The organism is Dactylosporangium vinaceum (assembly GCF_019904175.1).
GTDB lineage: Bacteria > Actinomycetota > Actinomycetes > Mycobacteriales > Micromonosporaceae > Dactylosporangium > Dactylosporangium vinaceum.
Map to the genome: position 1 here is coordinate 790168 of NZ_CP061913.1, position 21444 is coordinate 811611.

Genomic DNA, 21444 nt, shown 5'->3' on the forward strand with positions numbered 1-21444 from the left:
CCGGGTGCCTAACCGGCATTGGCCACCGATTCGCGGTTGCGCCTGCGCTCCTCCATCTCACGGCGCAGGACGTAACCGCGGATCGCCCGGCCGATCAGCTCGGTCGACTCATACGTGATGATCACGTCGTAGGTGGCGTTCTCGTGATCCCGGCGCACGAACAGGACTGTCCCGCGCAGGGTGAGCGTCTCCGTCTCCAGCGCGACCTTGACGTCGACCCGGTCGTCGCGCTCGAAGCGGTCCTGGGTCATCCGGCACCGCGCGCCGCCCTCGGACAGGTCGATGATCCGGCCCTGGTAGGTCGTGCCGTCGTGGACCACCTCGACCCACTCGCCACCCCCGCCGCGCACGTAGTTGCGCCGGGTCTGCAGCCGGACCGAGCCGATCGCCTCCAGTGACCAGCGGGGCGGCTGCTCCCGGCTGAGCTCCACGAGGCGCACGTCGACGGCCTGCCGCCGGTCGCCCGCCACCCACGCCAGCTCCATCGATGCGCCGAGCTTCGGCAGGTCGACGGACTGGACGCCGAACGGTGCGGCCACGGTCAGGCGCTTGCCGCTCGTGTCCTCGACGCGGGACTGATAGGCCTCACCGTCCATCAGCACCACGTCGACCAGAGCGTTGATCGCGGGCAGGGTCGTCACGCCGGGACCTTCGGCTCACCCGGGCGAGACTTGAGGACTACGGTCCCGGGACACACCCGGCTGCCGTAGCGTTCTGGCCGGTGCGCAGCTTCAACACCGGCCCGGCCGGCACGTTCATGATGATCGTCGGCCTGCTGCTGGCGGTCAGTTCCGTGTATACGGCCTTCACGCAGTCGCGGTGGCCGGCGCTGCTGCCGAGCATCCTGATCGGCCTGGCGCTGACCGCCGTGGGCTACTCCCTGGTCGCCCGGGCCCGCCGCGCCCGGTCCCGCTCGCGCTCAGACGGGTCGGATGGGGATGAGTTTCAGGGCCCGGGCACTTGACGTGGCCGGGTGCTCGGCGATCATGCCCTGCGCGGCCCGGGCGGCGCACAGCTCGGCCAGCCGCGCGTAGGCGGCCTTGCCGATCAGCGCGGTCAGCTCGGGCTCGTACTCCTGGTAGAGCCGCTTGGCCCCGACGTGCGCCTCCGGCGAGGACGTGCACCACCAGTGCAGATCGTGGCCACCCTCGCCCCAGCCGCGCCTGTCGAACTCGCCGAGCGTCGAGACGAGCACCTTCGTGTCGTCGGGGCGCTTGCGCCAGTCCTGATCGCGGCGGACCGGCAACTGCCAGCAGACGTCCGGCTTGTACTCCAGCGGGTGCACCCCGTCGCGCAGGGCCTGCCCGTGCAGGGCGCAGCCGCCCCCGCCCACGAAGTCCGGATCGTTCTGGAAGACGCAGCCGCCGCCGGGCCGGGTCGCCGTGCGCAGCGCCTTGTTCTTGCCGTCGATGGTGTCGGTCTCGGTGAACCGCTTGAAACCCCGCCGGAAGTACTGCCAGTGCTCGGGCGTCAGCCGCTTGGCCGCCGCGCGCACCCGCTCCTGATCGTCGTCATCGGTGAAGAAGGCGCCGTGCGAGCAGCAGCCCTCCTCCGCCCGGCCCTCGATGATGCCGTGACAGCCGTTGCCGTACACACACGTCCAGTTGGACAGCAGCCACGTCAGGTCGGCCCGGATGAGATGGTCGGCGTCGGCCGGGTCGGCGAACTCGAGCCACTCGCGCGGGAAGTCGAGGCTGACCTCAAGATCCCTGGGATCGGGCTCTTCGAGGTCGTCGACCTCGACCGCGACGTGGATGTCCATTCGACGAAGCGTACGCCGTGCTCCGCATGCCCTCGAAACCCCACGCGGATACCGTTTGACCATGCGACTCGGCGTGCTCGACGTTGGCTCCAACACGGTGCACCTTCTGGTTGTCGACGCCCATCACGGCGCGCACCCCTGGCCCGCCCACTCACAGAAGGCGGAGCTGCACCTCGCCGAGCGCATCGGCAAGGACGGCGACCTCACCAGGGCCGGCGCCGACAGCCTCGTCGCGGCCGTGAAGCAGGCCCGCGACGCCGCCGCCCGCCTGGAGGCCGACGATCTGCTGGCCTTCGCGACCTCGGCCGTGCGCGACGCGAAGAACTCGGCCCGGGTCCTGCGCCGGGTCCGCGAGGAGACCGGCGTGGACCTCCAGGTCCTCTCCGGCGAGGCCGAGGCCATCATGACGTTCCTGGCCGTGCGCCGCTGGCTGGGCTGGTCGGCCGGGCGGCTGCTGGTGATGGACATCGGCGGCGGTTCGCTGGAGCTCGCGGCCGGCATCGACGAGGAGCCCGACGTGGCCCTCTCGGTGCCGCTGGGCGCCGGCCGCCTGACCCGGGAGCGCCTGCACGGCGACCCGCCGTCGGCCGCGTCGGTCGACTCGCTGTGCGCGTATGCGGAGGCTGAGGTACAGAAGGCGGCCAAGCGCCTGCTCGAGGGCGGCTGGGACCGCCCGGTCGCGACCTCGAAGACGTTCCGCACCCTGGCCCGCCTGGCCGGGGCCGCGCCGTCCGGCGCCGGCCTGCGCGTGCCCCGCCGCCTCACCCGCACCGGCCTGCACCAGGTGCTCTCCTTCATCCGCCGGATGCCGTCGGCCGCCCTGGCCGAGATCGACGGCGTCAGCCCGGGCCGCGCCCACCAGATCCTGGCCGGCGCCGTGGTGGCCGAGGTCACGATGCGCACGCTGGGCATCGACGAGGTCGAGATCTGCCCCTGGGCGCTGCGCGAAGGGGTGATTCTGCGCCGCCTCGAAGTGCTCGAGTCGTCGTGATCGACTTGATCGACAGGAGGCGCTGGTTGATCCGGGCTAGCCTGAAGTGGTGAGTCGCCAAGTTCCGGTCCTGCTGTCCACATCATCGGTCTTCCCCGAGCCGACCGCGGCCGGCTTCGAGATGGCCGCCCAGCTCGGCTACGACGGCGTCGAGGTCATGGTCTGGTCCGATGCGGTCAGCCAGGACGCCGGCGCGCTGGCCGGGCTCGTCAAGCACTACGGGGTGCCGGTGCGCTCCGTCCACGCGCCGTGCCTGATGGTCACGCAGCGGGTGTGGAGCCCCGACCCGTGGGTCCGGCTGCGCATGGCCGCCGAGCTGGCCCGCACGCTGGAAGCCGACGTCGTCGTGGTGCACCCGCCGTTCGCGTGGCAGCGGGACTACGCCCGGACGTTCTCCTCCGGCCTGCTGCGCCTGGGTCGCGAGTTTCCGGGCATCCGCTTCGCGGTGGAGAACATGTTCCCGCTGCGCGGCGTGGGGCGGGAGTTCGTGCCCTACGCGCCGGGCTGGGACCCGACCCTTACCGGCTTCGACGCCTACACGCTCGACCTCTCGCACTGCGCCGCGTCGCGCACCGACGTGATCGCGCTGGCCGACACGATGGCCGGCAACCTGGCCCACGTCCACCTGGGCGACGGCTCGGGCAAGGCCCGCGACGAGCACCTGGTGCCCGGCCGCGGCACGATGCCCTGCGCGCAGCTGCTGGCCTCACTCGACGTGCGCGGCTTCACCGGCGCGGTGGCGGTCGAGGTCGGCACCCGCAAGGCCGGGAGCCGCTCGGAGCGCGAGGCCGACCTGGCCGAGTCGCTGCGATTCGCCCGCCAGCACCTGGCCGTTCCCGTGGCATGAAAAACGGCCCCGGGCCGGGGCCGTTTTTGCAACGTCAGCGGTCAGATCTTGCGTACGGCCTCCGCCTGGGGGCCCTTGGGACCCTGCTTGATCTCAAATTCGACGCGCTGGTTCTCGTCGAGGCTGCGATAACCATCTGACTCGATGGCAGAGAAGTGGACGAAGACGTCGCTTCCGCCGTCGACGCTGATGAAGCCGAAGCCTTTCTCAGCGTTGAACCACTTCACGGTTCCCTGGGCCATGGTGCTGTTTCTCCTTCGTAGGGCGTTGTGATCCGGTGATGAACCCGGTGTCGGGGGCCGATCCGCGGGAGGGATCGGCACCGCATCGCCCAACCCCGCGTGTCCTGATGATCAGACGCGCGGTAAAGCGAACCACATGTCGCAAGATATGCCGAAGTGAGCAGCGCCGGAGGCGTTTTACGGGACTTATGCGGTGACGACCGCTCGATCGGCTTCACCGACCGCCGGCGCGCCGGTCTCCGCGGCGCGCTTGCGGGCGCGGTGGGCGGCGACGTGCGAGCGGGTCGCGCAGCGCTCCGAGCAGAACCGCCGGCAGCAGTTGGAGGACGTGTCCAGGTAGACGTTGCCGCAGCGCTCGTCGGCACAGACGCCGAAGCGGGTGCTGCCGTGCTCGCACAGCCACACCGCCAGGCCCCACGCGGCGCCGGCCAGCAGCTCCGAGCTCACCGACGAGCCCCGGCCGGTCACGTGCATGTGCCAGTCGTGGGTGTCGTGACCGGAGATGCGCGGCTGCATCGGGTATGCCTCCAGGAGCGCGTTGAGCTCCGCGACGGCCGCGACATCCCGGCCGGAAGACCCGTGCTCGAACACCTCCCGCAGCCGCTTGCGGGCGCGCCGGAGTGCGACCAGATCGCGCTCCGTCGCCTCGGCGGTCTGCCAGCTGTCCTCGCCGAATAGTGCGGCGAGATCTTGCATGCTTTCGAGCGGCGCGTTGACGATGTCGACGGCGGTCCGCGCATACGCGTCGAAGTCCACCCGACCAAGGTAGTCAAGAAATGCCACACTGGCGACCACGCGTCACCGGACGTCGTGGGATCTGTTTACGCTCGGCACATGCTCAGATCGGTCATCCTCGCCGCCGCCCGCTCAAACAGGGTCGAGCGGCTCGTTGAAACCGCCCCGGTCAGCCGCAGTATTGTGCGCCGATTTATTGCCGGGGAGCACGCGGACGATGCGCTACAGCGCACCCGCGAGCTGGCCGCCGACGGCCTCGCCGTCACGATCGACTATCTCGGAGAGGACACCGCCAATCCCCAGCAGGCCGAGGCGACCCGGGACGAGTACCTCAAGATCCTCGACGCGCTGCACGCCGCCGAGCTGACCCCGGCGGCCGAGGTGAGCCTCAAGCTCTCCGCGCTCGGCCAGCTCTTCGACGAGAAGGTCGCCTACGAGCACGCCCGGGCGATCTGCGCCAAGGCCAGCGAGGCCGGCACCACGGTGACGCTCGACGCCGAGGACCACACCACGACCGACTCGACGCTGGAGGTGCTGGCCCGGCTGCGCGCCGAGTTCCCGACCACCGGCGCGGTGGTGCAGGCGTACCTGCGCCGCACCGAGGCCGACTGCCGGGAGCTCGCGGTCGCCGGGTCGCGGGTGCGGCTGTGCAAGGGCGCCTACAAGGAGCCGGAGTCGGTGGCCTACCAGACCCGGCTCGACGTGGACAAGTCCTACGTGCGCTGCCTCAACGTGCTGATGGCGGGGGCCGGCTACCCGATGGCGGCCACCCACGACCCGCGGCTGATCGGCATCGGCGAGGACCGCGCGAAGTGGTACGAGCGCACGCCCGACGAGTTCGAGTTCCAGATGCTCTACGGCGTGCGGCCCGAGGAGCAGCTGCGCCTCGCCCGGCTGGGTTACACCGTGCGGGTCTACCTTCCGTACGGGACGCAGTGGTACGCGTACATGATGCGCCGCCTGGCCGAGCGCCCGGCCAACGTCGCGTTCCTGGCCAGGGCTCTGCGTTCGCGGGCATGACAACTGTCTGACGAAACCTGAGGAAACGGGCTCTTCGTCACATCACGTCGCTTCTCGTCCGTTAGGGCGACGCGCCCGGTTGACGGGTTCACGTACGGTCCGGCAGTGATGATTGAGGATGGAGGGCCGCGGGCGGACGTCGCCACCCGGCCGTCCATCCCACATCAGCGCGCAGGGTCCCGCCACCGTTACGTTGCGCAGCCCCAGGCCCCGCGCCGCGGCACCGTCTTCCGGACCGCACTGCTCGCCGCGCTGGCCGTCCTGCTCATCGCCCCGGCGAGCGCGATCGCGTTCGTCACGGTGCGCCACGAGCGGGCCACCGTCATGGCCGGGCAGGGCCTCGCCGGGGCCGCCGGGCACGACGCGGCCGGTCGGCCCAACGCCAGGAACGGCGGGGTGCAGTCGGGCCCACCCGACGCGACCCCGGGCGCCCGGCCGGCATCGCTCGACGGCCTGGTCCGGCAGGCGCTGCAGGACCAGGCGGCGGCGCTGCTCGCCGGCGACCGGGACGGCTTCCTGCGCCAGGTCGACCCCGGTGCGGCCGGGCTGCGCGACGACCTCGCACGCCGGTTCGGGTCGCTGCAGCAGCTGCACGTCAAGGTCTGGCAGCCCACTGTCGAAGGCAAGGCCAAGGCCGACGCCGGGGGTACCGCGAGCGCCACCGTCATGATCAAGTACTGCTTCGTGGTGCCGTCGTGCGACCCCATGAGCCTGGAGGCGCCGACGAGGTGGAAGGTCGCCGGCGCGGCCGTCACGCTGCTGGAGTTCGGCACGTCGAAGGATCTCGGGCCGCGGCCGTGGGAGGTCAGCGACCTGCGCACGGCCGTCGGCGACCGGGTGGTGATGTCGACGACCGCGAAGTACGCCTCCCGCCTGCCGTCGATGCTCGCCGCGGCGGAGAAGGCGGCCGCGCTCACCGACACCTTCGCCCGGTGGGGGGCGCCGCCCGCGCGGTACGTCGTCTACCTGGCCGGGCCGGACGAGTGGTCGTCCTGGTACGGCATCCGCCAGGAGGCGTGGGTGGCCGGCTTCGCGCTCCCGCTGACCGCGAGCGCGACCGAGATCGTGCTCAACGCCGCGCGGGTCGACACCAAGCAGACCCTCGACGTGCTGCGCCACGAGTTCACGCACGTGGTGACCCTGGCCGGGGTCGAGAAGGCCTACGACCACACGTGGTGGCTCGTCGAGGGCATCGCGGAGTACGTGCGGGTGAAGGGCGGCGGCAAGCCGTTCGACGGGCTCGGGGACGTGCGGACCTACGTGCGCAGCGGGCACTGGAAGGGCGAGATCGCGCTCGACGACCCCGACGCGGGCGCGACGACCGCCGACGTGAGCGGCCGCTACGGGGTCGCCTATCTGTCGCTGCAGCACCTTGCCGACCGCTTCGGCGAGGACCGGCTCCTCGACTTCTTCGACTACGCCGCCCGGCAGGGCCTGCCTCTCGACGCGGCGGCGCAGAAGGCGTTCAGCATGGGCTGGACCGACGTCGAGTCCGATTGCGCCCGCTATGTCCGGGGCCGCATCTAGGCTCCACCGCACCCCGGCAAAAGCGGAATTCACGTATCTACACTTGCGAGGTGTCTCGCGTACCCCCGCGAATGACCGCGGTCGCTGTCCTGATCGTCGTCTCGCTCACCGGCGCCTCCTGCACCGGCGGTGACTCCGGCATCGGCCTGGGCAGCGCCGGGCGATCCGACGTCGTCGAGGTCGTCGACGCCCCGGCCACCATCACCGCCCGCGCCGCCGCCACCCTCACCGCGGCCGCCGACGGCACGCTGATCTCGCTGAGCGTCAAGCCGGGCGACACCGTCGCCGCCGGCCAGGTGCTCGCGGTCGTCGACTCGCCGTCGGCGCAGCAGCGGCTCAAGGAGGCGGGCGAGGCCCTCAACGCGCTCAAGGGCGCCGGGGGCGGCACGGTGGGGGTCAAGAACCTCTCGGCCCAGCAGAAACAGACCGACGACGCCGCGGCCAAGGCGTTCGCCGACGCCCGCAACGCCGCCGCGCAGATCGCCGACGTCGCCGTGCGCACGACGCTCGTCACCCAGATCGACCTGGCCGAGCGCACCTACCAGGAGGCCGCCGCCTCGGCCCGGGCCGTGATCCAGAGCGTGCAGCGCGGCCTGGCCAGCGTCTCCCAGGCCATGACCGCCCTGACCCAGGCCCAGAAGGCGCAGGCCCAGTCCGCCTTCGACCTCGCGCAGTCCACTGTCGACCAGCTCACGCTGCGGGCCCCCGTGGCCGGCGTGATCCAGCTCGGCGGCACCTCGGCCGCCAGCGCCCCGTCGATCACGGACCTGATCGGGGCGGCCACCGGCGGGCAGGCCCCGGCCGCGGCGGCCGGCGCGGGCGGCACCGGCAGCGGCCCCGGGGTGGACCCGGCCGTGCCGATGGGCGGGCGGGTCAGTGCCGGGACCGCCATCCTCACCGTCGTCGACGTGTCGGAGCTGGGCCTGATGGCCGAGGTCGACGAGACCGACGTGCTGCTCGTCCAGCCCGGCATCACCGCGCACGTCGAGCTCGACGCGGCCCCCGGCGCGGTCTACGACGCCACGGTGAGCTCGGCCGACGTGCTGCCGACCACCTCGGCCCGGGGCGGCGTGGCCTACCGCGCGCGGCTCACGCTCGGCGCCGGCAAGTACGACGACGGCCGCCCGGCCCCGGCCCCTCGCCCGGGCATGAACGCCGTCGCCCACCTGCAGGTCCGCTCGATCCAGGGCGCGGTGACGGTGCCGGCCGCGGCGGTGTTCAACGTCGGCGGCAAGGACGTCGTGTGGCTGGTCCGGGGCGGCAAGGCGATCCAGCAGCCGGTAAGCGTCGGCGTCTCCGGCCAGGACCGCATCCAGGTGCTCAACGGCGTCTCCGACGGCGACCAGCTCGTGGTGCGGGGCACCGACAAGGTCAAGCAGGGCATGGAACTGCCGCAATGACGGCGGCCCTGATCGCCGAGAACGTCACCCGCGAATACGCCCTGGACGGCGTCACCGTCCCGGCCCTCAAGGGCGTCACCTTCAGCATCGACGCCGGCGACTACGTGGCGATCATCGGCCCGTCCGGCTCGGGCAAGTCGACGCTCATGCACCTGCTCGGCGGCCTGGACCGGCCCACGTCGGGGCGGCTGCTGCTCGGCGGCCGGGACGTCGGCGGCCTCGACCCGCGCGAGCTGGCCCGGCTGCGCAACGAGACCATCGGCTTCGTCTTCCAGTCGTTCCATCTGCTGGCCCGCACGAGCGCCGTCGACAACGTCGCGCTTCCCCTGGTGTACCGCGGCATGAAAGCCTCCGAGCGGCGCCGGCGAGCCGTCGCGATGCTCGAGCGGGTCGGTCTCGGCCACCGCCTGGACCACCGCCCGAACCAGCTCTCCGGCGGCGAGCAGCAGCGCGTGGCGATCGCCCGCGCCCTCGTCACCGACCCGCAGGTGCTGCTGGCCGACGAGCCGACCGGCAACCTCGACACGAAGAACGGCCAGGCCGTGCTCGCGCTGCTGGAGGCGCTCAACTCCGAGCAGGGGGTGGCCCTGGTGATCGTCACCCACGACCGCGAGGTGGCCGCGCGGGCGGACCGGCAGATCATCATGCGCGACGGCGAGATCGTGGACGCCCTATGAGGGTCGCTGAGGCCTGGCGGGTTGCCATCGATGCCCTGCGGGCCAACCGGCTGCGCAGCATCCTGACCATGCTCGGGGTGATCATCGGGGTCGCCGCTGTCGTCGTGCTCGTGGCCATCGGGACCGGGACCAAGAACGAGATCGAACAGCAGGTCGAGGGCCTCGGCTCCAACCTGCTCATCGTCGTGCCGGGCGAGGTCAACCTCGGCTCCGCGCCCTCGGTGTCGCGGATGGACCTCTCCGACGTCGACGCCGTGTCGAAGATCGTCGGCGACCGCAGCCGGGTGGCGGTGACCGTCGCCTCCGGCGAGACCGTGGCCGCCGGCAACGCGGAGACGTTCGCGAGCATCAACGGGGTCATCGAGACCACGCCCAACGTCTTCGTGCGGCACCTGGCGCGGGGGACGTACCTGACCCGCTCCGACGTCGACACCAACCGGCGGGTCGCGGTGCTCGGCTGGAGCGTGGCCCACAAGCTCTTCGGCGACCGGGACGCGGTCGGCCAGCAGTTGACGATCGCGGGCGTGCGCTTCCGGGTCGTCGGCGTTTTCGAGCAGCTCGGGCAGAGTCTCGGGATCGACCGCGACAACGAGGTGCACGTGCCGATCACCACCGCGCAACGGCTCCTCGCGACAAACCGGGTCGACGGGATCGCGGTCAACGCACCGAACCGCGAGGAGATCCGCGACCTGTCCACCCGCATCATCGCCGAGCTGACCCGGCGGCACCCGGGGACGCAGTTCAGTGCCGTGACCCAGGAGCAGATCCTCGGGGTGCTCGGCGACATCCTGGGGGTGCTGACCGGCGTGCTGGCCGCCATCGCCGGGATCTCGCTGCTGGTCGGCGGGGTCGGCGTCTCCAACATCATGCTCGTGTCGGTGCGGGAGCGCACCAAGGAGATCGGGCTGCGCAAGGCGGTCGGGGCCCGGCCGCGCGACATCGGGGTGCAGTTCCTGCTCGAGGCGGTGCTGCTGACCACGATCGGCGGCGCGATCGGGATCGCCCTCGGCATCGGCGCCGCTCTCGTCGTGGCCGCGCTGTCGCCGGTGCCGGCCGCGATCACGTGGTGGTCGCTGGCGCTGGCCTTCGGGGTGTCGGCCGGGGTCGGCATCGTCTTCGGCGTGGTCCCGGCCCAGCGTGCGGGCCGCCTCGATCCGGTGGTGGCGCTGCGGACCGAGTGATCAAGTTGCCGGAAAAGATTCCGACGAACCTGGGGTGCAAGTCACAGGCGTACCGTTACCGTACTGGTAACACGCTGATTGAGTAACGCTCGATCCGGGGCTGCCGGGCCGAGCGCTTGGGCGAGCACGCTGGTCGGAGGTCGCGATGTCGAGCACGCCACACACCACCGAAGGCCGGTTGGGCGAGGTCAGGTTTCTGACCGTCGCCGAGGTGGCCACCTTGATGCGGGTGTCGAAGATGACCGTCTACCGCCTCGTCCACGCCGGTGATCTCACCGCCGTCCGTGTGGGTCGGTCGTTCCGGGTGCCCGAGCACGCGGTCGACGCCTACCTACGCGAGGCGTTCCGCGAGACCGCCTAGTTGCTCTTGGAGCCCCGTTTTTTCATCCAGCGGCGATGCGGCTACCCTTGAACGGCTAACCATGTCTTAGGCGGGCCAGCGATGGCACGCGTTCCGCTGTATCGAGGAGATGCTCGTATGGGCTCTGTGGTCAAGAAGCGCCGCAAGCGTATGGCCAAGAAGAAGCACCGTAAGCTGCTGCGCAAGACCCGCGTCCAGCGTCGTCGTCTCGGCAAGTAGCCTTCTGTCCCATCACCCGGGGGCCCGTCGTGTGCCCGCCCGGGTGATGGGTCTGCGCTCAGCATTGGGCTCGTCGATCGGAGCCGCGTGACCGCGTCACCCAGCGTCGTGCTCGTGACCGGGGTGAGCCGGTATCTCGGCGCGCATCTGGCCGCCCGGCTGGCCGCCGACCCGCGCATCGAGCGCGTTGTCGGCGTCGACAACGTGGCGCCCACGGGGGACCTCGCCGAGGTGTTGTCCGCCGCCGGTCCGAAGATCGACGTCCAGCAGGTCGACCTGCGCACCCCCGGGGTGCTGCGGGTGATGGTCGACGCCCGGGTCGAGGCGGTGGCCCACCTGGCCGTGGCCACCGCGACCGACCAGCACGGCGGCCGCGGCGTGATGAAGGAGCTCAACGTCATCGGCTCGATGCAGCTGCTCGGGGCCTGCCAGCAGGCGCCGCGGCTGCGCAAGCTGATCGTGCGCTCGTCGACGGCCGCCTACGGGGCCTCGTTCCGCGACCCGGCCATCTTCACCGAGGACACCGAGCCGCGCGAGATACCCCGGGGCGGGTTCGCCAAGGACGTGCTCGACATCGAGGGGTACGTCCGCGGCTTCCGTCGGCGCCGCCCGGACGTGGCGGCCACGGTGCTGCGCTTCGCGCCGTTCATCGGCTCCGCGGTGGAGACGCGCCTGACGCGGTACTTCGAGCGCCCGGTCGTGCCCACGGTCCTCGGCCGCGACCCGCGCCTGCAGTTCCTGCACGTCGACGACGCGTTCGAGGTCCTCCGGCGCTCGGTGACCGAGGACCACCCCGGGACCTACAACGTGGCCGGCGGCGGCACCATGACCCTGTCGCAGGCCGTGCGCCGGGCCGGGCGGGCCACCATGCCGATCATCGAGCCGGGCCTCAACGTGCTGGCCGGGCTCGGCCGCGCCGGCGTCTCCCTGGACCAGCTCGACCTGTTCGTCCACGGCCGGGTCGTCGACACCTCGAAGCTGATCCGCGAGTTCGGCTTCACCCCGCGCACCACCGCGGAGGCGTTCGCCGAATACGTGACGAGCCGCCGCGACAGCGAGCTGGTCCGCGCGGATACGATTCGGTCGGTCGAGCAGGCGCTGCTCGACGGCTTCCGCAGAACCCGAGCGGCGCGGGCCGCGTTGGAGCGTGGCGAATGACTGACCCGCATCTCCCGGACGAGTGGGACGATCGGGTCGCCGGGGCGCTGGCCTTCCTCCGTGAGCGCCTGACCGGCGACTACGAGATCGACGGGTTCGGCTTCGACCGCCACCTCACCGACGGCGTCTTCCTCCCGCTGCTGCGCCCCCTCTACAACCAGTGGTTCCGCACCGAGGTCACCGGCACCGAGCACCTCCCCAAGGAGGGCGCCGCGCTCGTCGTCGCCAACCACTCCGGCACGGTGGCCCTTGACGCCCTGATGCTCTCGGTGGCGGTCCACGACGAGACCGCGGCCGAGCGCCACCTCCGCCTGCTCGGCGCCGACCTGGTCTTCCGCATGCCGTTCTTCTCCGAGGTGGCCCGCAAGTCCGGCGCGACGCTGGCCTGCAACCCCGACGCCGAGCGTCTCCTGGCCGACGGCGAGCTCGTCGGCGTCTTCCCGGAGGGTTTCAAGGGCATCGGCAAACCCTTCGCCGAGCGCTACAAGCTGCAGCGCTTCGGCCGCGGCGGCTTCGTCTCCGCCGCCCTGCGCACCGGCACCCCGATCGTCCCGGTCTCGATCGTCGGCGCCGAGGAGATCTACCCGATGCTGGCCAACCTGAAGCCCCTGGCCCGGGTGCTGGGCGCCCCGTACTTCCCGGTGACGCCCACGTTCCCGTGGCTGGGCCCACTGGGCCTGGTCCCGCTGCCGAGCAAGTGGCTCATCGAGTTCGGCGAGCCCATCCCGACCGAGGACTACATCGACTCGGCCGACGACCCCATGGTCGTGTTCAACATCGCCGACCAGGTCCGCGAGACCATCCAGCAGACGCTGTACAAGCTCCTGGACCGCCGCCCCGACGCCTTCGCCTAAGCGGGCGGCGGTGGGGCGTCGATGCCGGCTCGGGCGGCGGACCGGCGGCGGCGCTTGCGCATGGCGCTGTACGTGGCCAGGCCGCCGATGAGCACGCCGGTCGCCATGGCGGCGGGGATGGCGACCTTCGCGGCCTTGCGGGCGCTGCGGAAGTCGCGGATCTCCCAGCCGCACTTGCGGGCCTCACGGCGCAGGGCCGAGTCGGGGTTCACCGCGACCGCGTAGCCGACAGTGGAGAGCATCGGGGTGTCGTTGATGGAGTCGCTGTACGCCGCGCACCGCTGCAGATCCAGACCCTCGGCCACGGCCAGGGCGGTGATCGCCTGGGCCTTCTCCGGGCCGTGCATGAGGTCGCCGACCAGGCGGCCGGTGTAGACGCCGTCCTCGATCTCGGCCACGGTGCCGATCGCGCCGGTCAGGCCCAGCCGGGCGGCCATGATGCGGCCGAGCTCCACGGGGGCGGCGGTGACGAGCCAGACCCGCTGGCCGGCGTCCAGGTGCAGCTGGGCCAGGGCCAGGGTGCCCGACCAGATGCGGTCGGCCATGAGCTCGTCGAAGATCTCCTCGCAGAGGCGCTCCATCTCCTCGACCTTCCAGCCGGCGATGAACGCCAGCGCGGTGGACTTGGCCTTGGAGACGGTGCCGGCGTTCTCGGCGGCGAGGAGGCGGAAGCGGGCCTGCTGGTAGGCGAAGCGGGCCAGGTCGCGGCTGGTGAAGTAGTTGCGCTTGGCCAGGCCGCGGGCGAAGTAGTAGATCGACGCGCCCTGCATCATCGTGTTGTCGACGTCGAAGAACGCGGCCGCGCCCGGGTCGGCCGGGATCTCCAGTGCGGCCTCGACCTCGGCCGCCGCCCAGCCGGCGGCGGAGACGACGATGCGACCCGCGGGCCTGCGCCTCCGCAGCGCTGAAGGTCGGATGGGCACGTCGATCTCCTTTCACCTGATGTCACGGGTATACAGCTGATAATGACAGGACCAGACAGCAACAGGGCCCGGTGACATTCACCGGGCCCTGTCATGTCGCGAACGTGTCGCCGGGTTGAATCAGTGCAGCAGCCAGTCGAGCAGGCCGCCGTTCTTCTCCGACTTGCCCGGGTCCGGGGTCGGGTCCGACACCGAGTTGGCGTTCTCGTCCGGCTGGGCCGGAGCCGACTCGGCGGGGGAGTTGCCGACCGTTGCACCGGGCTGGCCGACGGACGGGGCGCGCCCCGTCGTCCCGGTCCCGTTCGGCGCGTTGACCGCCGGGGTGCCCGTCGGCTGCTGGCCCGAGGTCCCGGTGCCACCCGACTTGTTGACCGTCCGGCAGGCGCTGCTCACCGGCACCGGGCCGAGCGAGTCGGGCACTGTGACAGCTGTCGGGCCGCACTTGACGAGCGGCCGCAGCGCCTTGGAGCGCCTGTCGATCTCGTCGAGCAGGGTGGCCGACTGGGTCGCCCGGGTCCGGGCCTCGCCGCTCGTACCGCTCTTGAGCCGCTCGGCCGCGCCGCGCTGGTTGGTCACGAAGCCGTCGATCGCGTCCAGGGCCGCGGTGTCCTTGCGGGTCACCGCGGTGGCCGTCAGCAGACGCACGCCTTCGAGCGTCTCGCCGTCCATGTCGTCGAGCACCGAGGAGAGCCCCGTCGGGTCCTTGACCGCTTGCGCCTCGTCGAGGCGGGTGCGGGCGAACTCGAGGTACAGCTGGCCCTTGCTGATGTCCGAGCCGGCCAGCGCGAGCTGGGCCTTCTCGGTCGAACGCTTGACCGAGTACAACGCGTCGCCGGGCATGGCGTCTCCGCTCGCGGCCGACATGCCGGAGAGGGCCAGGGTGCCGGCGGCGAGGCCGACGACGATGGCTCCCCGGGTGCGCGTCCGGCGGCTGACTGCCGGGCGGCTCCCCGCAGGCCGGCGCAGTGAGCGCAGGCCCGCACGGCGGGTCGGTTCGGGCTCGGGCGCCGTGGCGGTCGCTCCGATGCCCTCGCGTTCGATCGTGGCCATGAGCATGGCCCGCAGACCGTCGCGGAACTCCTGTTGTGCCTCCACCCGGACCGGCAGCTCGCCGAGCCGCTGTCCGACCGACACCAGGTCGGTCAGGGAGTCGTCGAGCGTGGTCCTCGTGTGGTGGCGTCGGGCCCCTTTGGCCTCGTCGAGGAGCTGAGCGAGTCGCTCAGCCCGTCGACGATGGAAGACGGAGCCAATCACCTGAGGCACCCCCCTTCGCTGATCGCGTCACTCAGGCGCGGCAGGGTAGCGGGATGGTGGGCCACCGCGTCCGCCGTGCGCCATGCCGACGGTCGCATCTGGACCAACGGTGCAGGGCGGAGGCTGGTTACGGCGCCCCGGGGGGCACTGTAACCGGAGGTGACTGCGATCACGGCTGGAATCCGTCGGGGAGCAGCCGGGCGAGCGCGCGTACCGCACGGTACTGCAACGCTTTGATGGCTCCCTCGTTCTTGTTCATGGTCTGCGCGGTCTCGGCAACGGAGAAGCCGTGCAGGAACCGCAGCACGATGCACTCCTGCTGCTCGGGGTTGAGCTGCTTGACCGCCTTGAGCAGGTCCACGTTGGTGATGTGGTCGATGACGGCCGCCTCGGGGCTGCCCTCGGGCCCCCGGTCGGGCCGGTCCGCGTCGAGCACGTCGCCGGTGGTGACCTCCAGCCGGTACCGGCCCGACTTGAAGTGGTCGGCGACGAGGTTGCGGGCGATGGTGACAAGCCAGGCACCGAGGTCGCGGCCCTGCCACGTGAAGCTGCCGATGCGCTTGAGCGCCCGCAGGAACGTGTCGGCGGTCAGGTCCTCGGCGAGCTGGCGGTTGCCGACCCGGAAGTACACGAACCGGAAGACCGTGTCGAAGTAGCGGTCGTAGAGGAGACCGAATGCCGCACCGTCACCGGCCTGGGCCCGCTCGATGAGCGCCCAGACCTCCGAGGCCGGGTCGCCGCGGTCGGGCCGCGTCGGCTGGGGCGGGACGGGCTCGCGCGGACCGGTCTCGGTGAGCGTGTCGGTGCCGCCGAGCACGTCGTGCGGGATGGGCACGGTCTCCTCGCCTAAGACCCCGGCGCCGGCGCCGCCGTTGGCGGGCTTGCCGTTGATCCCGGCGTTGGGGCGGGCGTTCGGGGCCGGGCCCGAACGCGTCGGCGCCTCGTTGGTGTGGGGGCGACCGCGCGTGCGCGGGACGCTGCCTCCTTCACCACGGATCACCGTGCTGAACATGTCGCGCATGGAGTCGCGCAGCATCGACAGCCCACCGGCGAGTGCGTGCTCGGCTTCGAACACGTGCAGGTAACCGCTCATGCTTCACAAGCCGGTACGGATGGCTTATTAGGCGCGATCACGGGCACTTCGGCCTCCTCGGGGTGAGGGGTGTCAACTCGCAACAAATGGGGTGAGTCGACTTCGGTGATAATAGGTCCGGCGTCACCCGCGTGTGGGCGGCTCTTTGCGGCAGGCCACATTCACCCACGAATAGGTGTGCGACCGGCGCACATGCTGTCCGTCACTTTCCGGCGACACGCCGTGCGACACGCCGCTAAACCGGTGAAACGGGACGTAAATGCGCCCGGTTGGTGCGGGCATCTCACGACTAGGGCACACGTTCGGGTGATCCTTTACTCATGCGGCGTGTCGGGCCTCTCACGGGCCATCGCATCGAGACCCGCTCATCGCCGCACGCACCATGCCACGGCGCTGGGTGATCGGTAACGGGTGATCTCTCCGTCGGCCTGGAGCCACCCGCGGGACAGCGGCTGTGGGAGACTCTGCGACCGTGCAGGACGCTTCCATTTCCCTCGCCGGCAACTTCGCCGACACCGTGCGCCGGGCCGCCGCGGCCGGCGGCGCCCGCCCGGCCCTGCGCTCGCACGATGCCGAGCTGTCCTGGGCCGAACTGGACCGCCAGGTGGACGCGGTGGCGGCCGGCCTGTCCCGCCTGGATCTGACGGACGGCGCGCGGGTGGCGATCGCGCTGCCCAACGTGCCGGAGTTCGCCGCCGTCTTCTTCGGGGTGCTGCGGGCCGGCCTGGTCGCCGTGCCGGTCAACCCCGCGTACACGGCCCGCGAGCTCACGCACGTGCTGTCCGACTCCGGCACGGCCGTGCTCATCGCCACCGGCCCGGTGCTGGAGGCGCTGGGGGACTCGGCGCCGCCGGTGCGGTACCAGCTCGGGAAGAACCTCGACCAATTACTCACCGGCCCGGATGGCGTTGCTCAGTCACCCTCTGTGGGGGGAGGCGAGGATCTCGCCGTGCTCCTTTACACGTCCGGGACGGCCGGCGCGCCGAAGGGCGCGATGCTCCCGCACCGGGCGCTGCTGGCCAACCACGGGCAGCTGGCCCGGATCGAGCCGGCGCCGGTCACCGGCGACGACGTGCTCCTGCTCGCCGTGCCGCTGTTCCACGCCTACGGTCTCAACTCCGGTCTCGGGGCCGTGGCCTACCACGGGGCCTGCGGGGTGCTCGTCGAGCGCTTCGACCCGGCCGACTCTCTCGACGTGATCGAGCGGCACGGCGTGACAGGGGTGGTCGGGGTGCCGCCGATGTTCATCGCCTGGTCGCTGATGGGCGAGCGGCTCGCCGCGGCGTGGGCCGGGGTGCGCCTCGCGGTGTGCGGGGCGGCGCCGCTCGACCCCGCGGCCGAGCGGCGCTTCGCCGGCGCGACCGGGCGCCCGGTGCACCAGGGATACGGCCTCACCGAGGCGGCGCCGGTCCTCACCAGCACCCTCGCCAGCCCCTCGGTCAAGCCCGGCGCCATCGGCCGGCCCATCCCGGGAGTGGAGGTGCGGCTGGTCGACACCGGGGGCGAGGACGTCCTCGACGACGAGGACGACGGCACCAGCGACCCCGGCGAGATCGTCGCCCGCGGCGCCAACCTCTTCCTGGGGTACTGGCCCGACGCGTCCGGCGGCCCCGGCCCGGACGGCTGGTGGGCGACCGGCGACGTGGCCTACGCCGACGAGGACGGTGACCTGTTCATCGTCGACCGCCTCGGTGAGCTGATCCTGGTCAGCGGCTTCAACGTGTACCCCCACGAGGTCGAGTCCGTCCTGGCCGCCCACGAGTCGGTGGTCGAGGCCGCGGTGCTGGGGGTGCCGCACCCGTACACCGGCCAGACCGTCAAGGCGCTCGTCGTGCGCGTCCCCGGCTCCCGGGTCAGCGCCGAGGAGCTGATCGCGCACTGCGAGCGCAACCTGGCCCGCTTCAAGTGCCCGACCGCTGTCGAGTTCGTGGCGGAGCTGCCGCACTCGGCGACCGGCAAGGTCAGGAAGGGATCGCTGCGATGACGACGCGCCTGACGCTGTACACCCGCCCGGGCTGCCATCTGTGCGAGGACGCCAAGGCGGTCCTGGCCCGGGTCGCGGCCGACACCGGCGAGGGGTTCACGGAGGTGAGCATCGAGGGCGACGAGGACCTGGAGGAGGAGTACGGCCTGCGAATCCCGGTGCTGCTGCTGGACGGCCGCGAGCACGGTTACTGGCGGGTAGAAGAGGAGCGACTCCGGCGCGACTTGCGGCTATCCTCTCCCGGGTGAAGCACCTGGTCTGGGACTGGAACGGAACCCTCCTCGACGACCTCAAGCTGGTCGTCGACGCCACGAACGTCTGCCTGGCCACCGTCGGCGGCCCGGTCATCACCGCTGACGAGCACCGGCGCGACTTCCGCCGGCCGATTCTGGACTACTACGCGCACGTCCTGGAGCGCCCGGTCGACGAGGTGGAGTTCAAGCTCCTGGACGACGCGTTCCACGACGCGTACCGGGAGCGGATGGCCGAGGTGCGGCTCGTCCCGGACGCCCTCGAGGCCATGGCCAAGTGGCCCGGCACCCAGTCGCTGCTGTCCATGTTCTTCCACGACGAGCTGCTGATCGAGGTCGAGCGGCACGGCCTCAACGCGCGGCTGACCCGCGTCGACGGCCTGCCCGGCACGGTCGGCGGCCACCGCAAGGCCACCTACCTGCAGCGGCACCTGGAGGCTCTCGACATCGACCCGGCCGGCGTGGTGCTGATCGGCGACTCGGTCGACGACGGCGACGCCGCCCGCTCGACCGGCGCCACCGCGGTGCTCTACGCGGGCGGCTTCACCGACGCCGCACTGCTGAAGGCGACGGGCCTCCCGGTCGCCTACTCCCTCGTGGAGGCCGTGGAGATCGCCTCAGCCCTGTAGGTAGGCCAGCACCGCCAGCACCCGCCGGTGCTGCTCGTCGTCCGGCGGCAGGTCGAGCTTCGTGAAGATGTTCTTGACGTGCTTCTCGACCGCGCCGTCGGTGACGACGAGCTTGCGGGCGATCGCGGTGTTGGAGCGGCCCTCGGCCATCAGGCCCAGGACCTCCCGCTCGCGCGGGGTGAGGCTGCGCAGCGGGTCGTCGCGCCGGCGGCGGACCAGCAGCTGGCCGACGACCTCGGGGTCGAGGACCGTCGCGCCGGAGGCGACCCGCTGCATGGCCTCCAGGAAGTCGGCGACCTCGGAGACGCGGTCCTTCAGCAGGTACCCCACCGCGCCCGCCCGGTCCGCCAGCAGATCGTCGGCGTAGGAGACCTCGACGTACTGCGACAGCACCAGGATCGGCGTCTTCGGGACCCGGGACCGGGCCTCAACCGCCGCCCGCAGCCCCTCGTCGGTGTGCGACGGCGGCATCCGCACGTCAACGATCGCCACGTCGGGCCGGTGCTCGACGACCGCCTCGACCAGGCTCGGGCCGTCACCGACGGCGGCGAGGACCTCGTGGCCGCTCTCGGTGAGCAGGCGCACCAGGCCCTCGCGGAGCAGTACCGAATCATCCGCAACCACAACCCGCACGCGCCGATCCTAGGGCGCCGGGGGGCCGCTCAGGGAATCGGCAGGATCGCCACCAGCTTCGTGCCGGCGTCCGGGGGGCTCGTGACCGTCAGCTCGCCGCCGGCCGCCCGGACCCGGTCCGCCAGGCCGGTCAGCCCGTGGCCCTTGGCCAGGCTCGCGCCGCCCACGCCGTCGTCCTCGACGGTGACGAGCATCCCGTACACGGAGCGCTGCAGCGCCACCTTCACCTCGGACGCGTGCGAGTGCTTGGCCACGTTGGTGAGGGCCTCGGCGACCACGAAGTAGACGGTCGTCTCGACGTTCTCGGCCAGCCGGTCGATCTCCGGCAGCTCCAGGTCGACAGGCACGATCGAGCGGGCGGCCAGGGCGGTCAGCGCGGCCCGCAGGCCCCGGTCGACAAGGATCGGCGGGGCGATACCGCGCGACAGCGCGCGCAGCTCCTCGAGGGTCTCCCGGGTCTGCGCGAGGGCCTCGGCCACCGTCGCCCGGGCGGCGCCGGGGTCGTTGTCGAACTGCAGGTCGGCCCGGCCCAGGTCCATGGCCAGCCGGACCAGCCGCTGCTGGGGGCCGTCGTGGATGTCCCGCTCCAGCCGGCGCAGCGCTGTCGCCTCGGCCGACACCGCGGCGCTGGTCTGGGCCCGGGCCCGGTCGCGGCTGCGCTCGGCCTCGTAGACCCGCTCCCGCAGCTCGCTGACGCCGCTGAGCAGGGCCCGGGCGAACAGCGCCTCGAGCAGGGCCACGCCGCGCACGACCGGGAACAGGGTGAGCGCGAAGATCAGGCCGAGGCCGGTGTGGAACAGGATTCGCACCGTGGTGCCGCGGCCCAGGCCCAGCAGTTCGGGCAGGTCGTGCATGTCCGGCCCGCGCGGGATCGACCAGTCCCACAGGACCGTGGTCAGGCCGCCGAGGGCGCCGGCCCACCAGACCACCACGAACGCGAAGGCGAGGACGCTCGGGATCAGCCGGAACACGCCGTGCACCAGGTCGAGCCACGACTGGCCGTCGGTGAGCGGCACGAACGTGCGCTTCCAGAACCCGGCGCCGGGCTTCGCCTTCTTGTAGTACGGGTGGGGCAGGTCGATGCCCAGGACCGGGCCGACCCGGGCGCGCTCAAGGGTGGCGAAACCGCGGGCCTGGAAGATTGTCGCGAAGAGCACCGGGAAGCCGATGACCAGCACCATCAGGCCGACGCCCAGGGAGAAGCCGGTGACGCACAGCACGATGGTGATGATCGACAGGGGGAGGCCGAGCAGCACGTACTGCGTGTCGATCCCCAGCTGCCGGAAGATGCGGGAGGTGCGGCCCGGGCCGAGTGGGGTGATGGTCGTCGTCATGCCATTGACGCTAGGCATCGCAGCCCTCGCCTCCCATCCCGCGGCCCGGCCACTTGATGGTAGGGGCAGCCCTACGGAAAAAACGTGTAGTCTCGCTACATAAGGGCGTGTCGGGTGCGGCAAATGCCGGAATTATGGAGATACTGGTCACAGCGCCCGCCTGCTGCCGACCGCGTCGCAGAAAGGGGGCACCACGTGCCGCGGGGGCATTTCTCGCGTGCGCGATCCGCACGGGCGGGCGCTGACCTCTACGTGGTGGGCGCCGAGTCTTCAAGATCGCGATTTGTGCACCGCTTCACAAGCGCCTACTCTGTTGCAACGACGAACCCCGCTAGCACAGGCGGTAGTCGCCATTGCGAGCGGCCTCGT

General features: G+C 71.5%; 21 protein-coding genes and 3 pseudogenes. 15 read left to right on the top strand and 9 right to left on the bottom strand.

Annotated elements, in window-relative coordinates:
- Positions 1 to 8 precede the first annotated feature (8 nt).
- The gene (locus Dvina_RS03660) at positions 9 to 641 is read right to left on the bottom strand and encodes a PilZ domain-containing protein (RefSeq protein ID WP_223100951.1); all 633 of its coding nucleotides are present in this window, start codon (positions 639 to 641) and stop codon (positions 9 to 11) included.
- Positions 642 to 721: 80 nt separating this feature from the next.
- Between Dvina_RS03660 and Dvina_RS03665 the strand changes: the two genes are divergently transcribed.
- Positions 722 to 964, top strand: coding sequence for a hypothetical protein (locus Dvina_RS03665; RefSeq protein ID WP_223100952.1), 243 nt, complete (start codon positions 722 to 724; stop codon positions 962 to 964).
- On the opposite strand, the gene Dvina_RS03670 is transcribed toward Dvina_RS03665, so the two are convergent.
- Complete coding sequence (locus Dvina_RS03670; protein ID WP_380027196.1) at positions 920 to 1762, bottom strand: DUF3109 family protein; 843 nt, start codon at positions 1760 to 1762, stop codon at positions 920 to 922. The genes Dvina_RS03665 and Dvina_RS03670 overlap by 45 nt on opposite strands.
- A gap of 61 nt (positions 1763 to 1823) precedes the next feature.
- On the opposite strand from Dvina_RS03670, the gene Dvina_RS03675 reads away from it, so the two are divergent.
- Positions 1824 to 2753, top strand: a complete 930-nt coding sequence (locus Dvina_RS03675; protein WP_223100953.1) for a Ppx/GppA phosphatase family protein — start codon at positions 1824 to 1826, stop codon at positions 2751 to 2753.
- Positions 2754 to 2802: 49 nt separating this feature from the next.
- Positions 2803 to 3600: a sugar phosphate isomerase/epimerase family protein gene (locus Dvina_RS03680; RefSeq protein WP_223100954.1), complete on the top strand. Its 798-nt coding sequence runs from the start codon at positions 2803 to 2805 to the stop codon at positions 3598 to 3600.
- Positions 3601 to 3641: 41 nt separating this feature from the next.
- Here Dvina_RS03680 and Dvina_RS03685 read toward each other — a convergent pair whose 3' ends face one another.
- Entirely contained in the window at positions 3642 to 3842 is a 201-nt protein-coding gene (locus tag Dvina_RS03685) for a cold-shock protein (RefSeq protein WP_223100955.1), read from the bottom strand.
- 186 nt (positions 3843 to 4028) lie between these two features.
- Positions 4029 to 4598 (bottom strand): CGNR zinc finger domain-containing protein, encoded by a 570-nt coding sequence (locus Dvina_RS03690; protein ID WP_223100956.1) that lies wholly within the window; start codon positions 4596 to 4598, stop codon positions 4029 to 4031.
- A 78-nt stretch (positions 4599 to 4676) separates the two neighbouring features.
- Between Dvina_RS03690 and Dvina_RS03695 the strand changes: the two genes are divergently transcribed.
- The 9 genes and pseudogenes from Dvina_RS03695 to Dvina_RS03735 all read left to right on the top strand — a co-directional run bounded on the left by Dvina_RS03695 (position 4677) and on the right by Dvina_RS03735 (position 12974).
- A complete protein-coding gene (locus Dvina_RS03695; protein ID WP_223100957.1) occupies positions 4677 to 5597 on the top strand; it encodes a proline dehydrogenase family protein in 921 nt (306 codons plus the stop codon).
- 108 nt (positions 5598 to 5705) lie between these two features.
- Positions 5706 to 7124, top strand: coding sequence for a basic secretory family protein (locus Dvina_RS03700; protein WP_246656485.1), 1419 nt, complete (start codon positions 5706 to 5708; stop codon positions 7122 to 7124).
- Positions 7125 to 7174: 50 nt separating this feature from the next.
- A complete protein-coding gene (locus Dvina_RS03705; RefSeq protein ID WP_246656003.1) occupies positions 7175 to 8524 on the top strand; it encodes an efflux RND transporter periplasmic adaptor subunit in 1350 nt (449 codons plus the stop codon).
- Positions 8521 to 9189: pseudogene (locus Dvina_RS03710) on the top strand (ABC transporter ATP-binding protein); the annotation flags it as partial. The gene Dvina_RS03705 and the pseudogene Dvina_RS03710, both read left to right, overlap by 4 nt.
- Before the next feature lie 8 nt (positions 9190 to 9197).
- On the top strand, positions 9198 to 10382 hold the full coding sequence (locus Dvina_RS03715) for an ABC transporter permease (protein WP_223100960.1): 1185 nt from the start codon (positions 9198 to 9200) through the stop codon (positions 10380 to 10382).
- Between the two features lie 145 nt (positions 10383 to 10527).
- Positions 10528 to 10743 (top strand): helix-turn-helix domain-containing protein, encoded by a 216-nt coding sequence (locus Dvina_RS03720; protein WP_033363444.1) that lies wholly within the window; start codon positions 10528 to 10530, stop codon positions 10741 to 10743.
- A 117-nt stretch (positions 10744 to 10860) separates the two neighbouring features.
- The gene (locus Dvina_RS03725; protein WP_007465623.1) at positions 10861 to 10962 is read left to right on the top strand and encodes a 30S ribosomal protein bS22; all 102 of its coding nucleotides are present in this window, start codon (positions 10861 to 10863) and stop codon (positions 10960 to 10962) included.
- A gap of 87 nt (positions 10963 to 11049) precedes the next feature.
- Positions 11050 to 11989: pseudogene (locus tag Dvina_RS03730) on the top strand (NAD-dependent epimerase/dehydratase family protein); the annotation flags it as partial.
- 127 nt (positions 11990 to 12116) lie between these two features.
- On the top strand, positions 12117 to 12974 hold the full coding sequence (locus Dvina_RS03735; protein ID WP_223100961.1) for a lysophospholipid acyltransferase family protein: 858 nt from the start codon (positions 12117 to 12119) through the stop codon (positions 12972 to 12974).
- Here the strand turns inward: Dvina_RS03735 and Dvina_RS03740 are convergent.
- The 3 genes and pseudogenes from Dvina_RS03740 to Dvina_RS03750 form a co-directional block, all read right to left on the bottom strand.
- Positions 12971 to 13747, bottom strand: coding sequence for an HAD family hydrolase (locus Dvina_RS03740; RefSeq protein ID WP_246656486.1), 777 nt, complete (start codon positions 13745 to 13747; stop codon positions 12971 to 12973). The two genes, Dvina_RS03735 and Dvina_RS03740, sit on opposite strands and share 4 nt — an antisense overlap.
- 537 nt (positions 13748 to 14284) lie before the next feature.
- Positions 14285 to 15151: pseudogene (locus Dvina_RS03745) on the bottom strand (DUF5667 domain-containing protein); the annotation flags it as partial.
- 169 nt (positions 15152 to 15320) lie between these two features.
- Complete coding sequence (locus Dvina_RS03750; RefSeq protein WP_223100963.1) at positions 15321 to 16244, bottom strand: sigma-70 family RNA polymerase sigma factor; 924 nt, start codon at positions 16242 to 16244, stop codon at positions 15321 to 15323.
- Between the two features lie 472 nt (positions 16245 to 16716).
- Between Dvina_RS03750 and Dvina_RS03755 the strand changes: the two genes are divergently transcribed.
- From Dvina_RS03755 to Dvina_RS03765, 3 genes are read left to right on the top strand one after another with little or no spacing between them, the layout of a single operon-like run.
- Positions 16717 to 18228, top strand: coding sequence for an AMP-binding protein (locus Dvina_RS03755; protein WP_223100964.1), 1512 nt, complete (start codon positions 16717 to 16719; stop codon positions 18226 to 18228).
- On the top strand, positions 18225 to 18476 hold the full coding sequence (locus Dvina_RS03760) for a glutaredoxin family protein (RefSeq protein WP_223100965.1): 252 nt from the start codon (positions 18225 to 18227) through the stop codon (positions 18474 to 18476). The genes Dvina_RS03755 and Dvina_RS03760 overlap by 4 nt, the downstream gene beginning before the upstream one ends.
- Positions 18461 to 19108 (top strand): HAD family hydrolase, encoded by a 648-nt coding sequence (locus Dvina_RS03765; RefSeq protein WP_223105305.1) that lies wholly within the window; start codon positions 18461 to 18463, stop codon positions 19106 to 19108. The genes Dvina_RS03760 and Dvina_RS03765 overlap by 16 nt, the downstream gene beginning before the upstream one ends.
- Here the strand turns inward: Dvina_RS03765 and Dvina_RS03770 are convergent.
- Both Dvina_RS03770 and Dvina_RS03775 read right to left on the bottom strand, forming a co-directional pair.
- The gene (locus Dvina_RS03770) at positions 19097 to 19741 is read right to left on the bottom strand and encodes a response regulator (protein ID WP_223100966.1); all 645 of its coding nucleotides are present in this window, start codon (positions 19739 to 19741) and stop codon (positions 19097 to 19099) included. The two genes, Dvina_RS03765 and Dvina_RS03770, sit on opposite strands and share 12 nt — an antisense overlap.
- A gap of 29 nt (positions 19742 to 19770) precedes the next feature.
- Entirely contained in the window at positions 19771 to 21075 is a 1305-nt protein-coding gene (locus Dvina_RS03775) for a sensor histidine kinase (RefSeq protein WP_223100967.1), read from the bottom strand.
- Positions 21076 to 21444 lie beyond the last annotated feature (369 nt).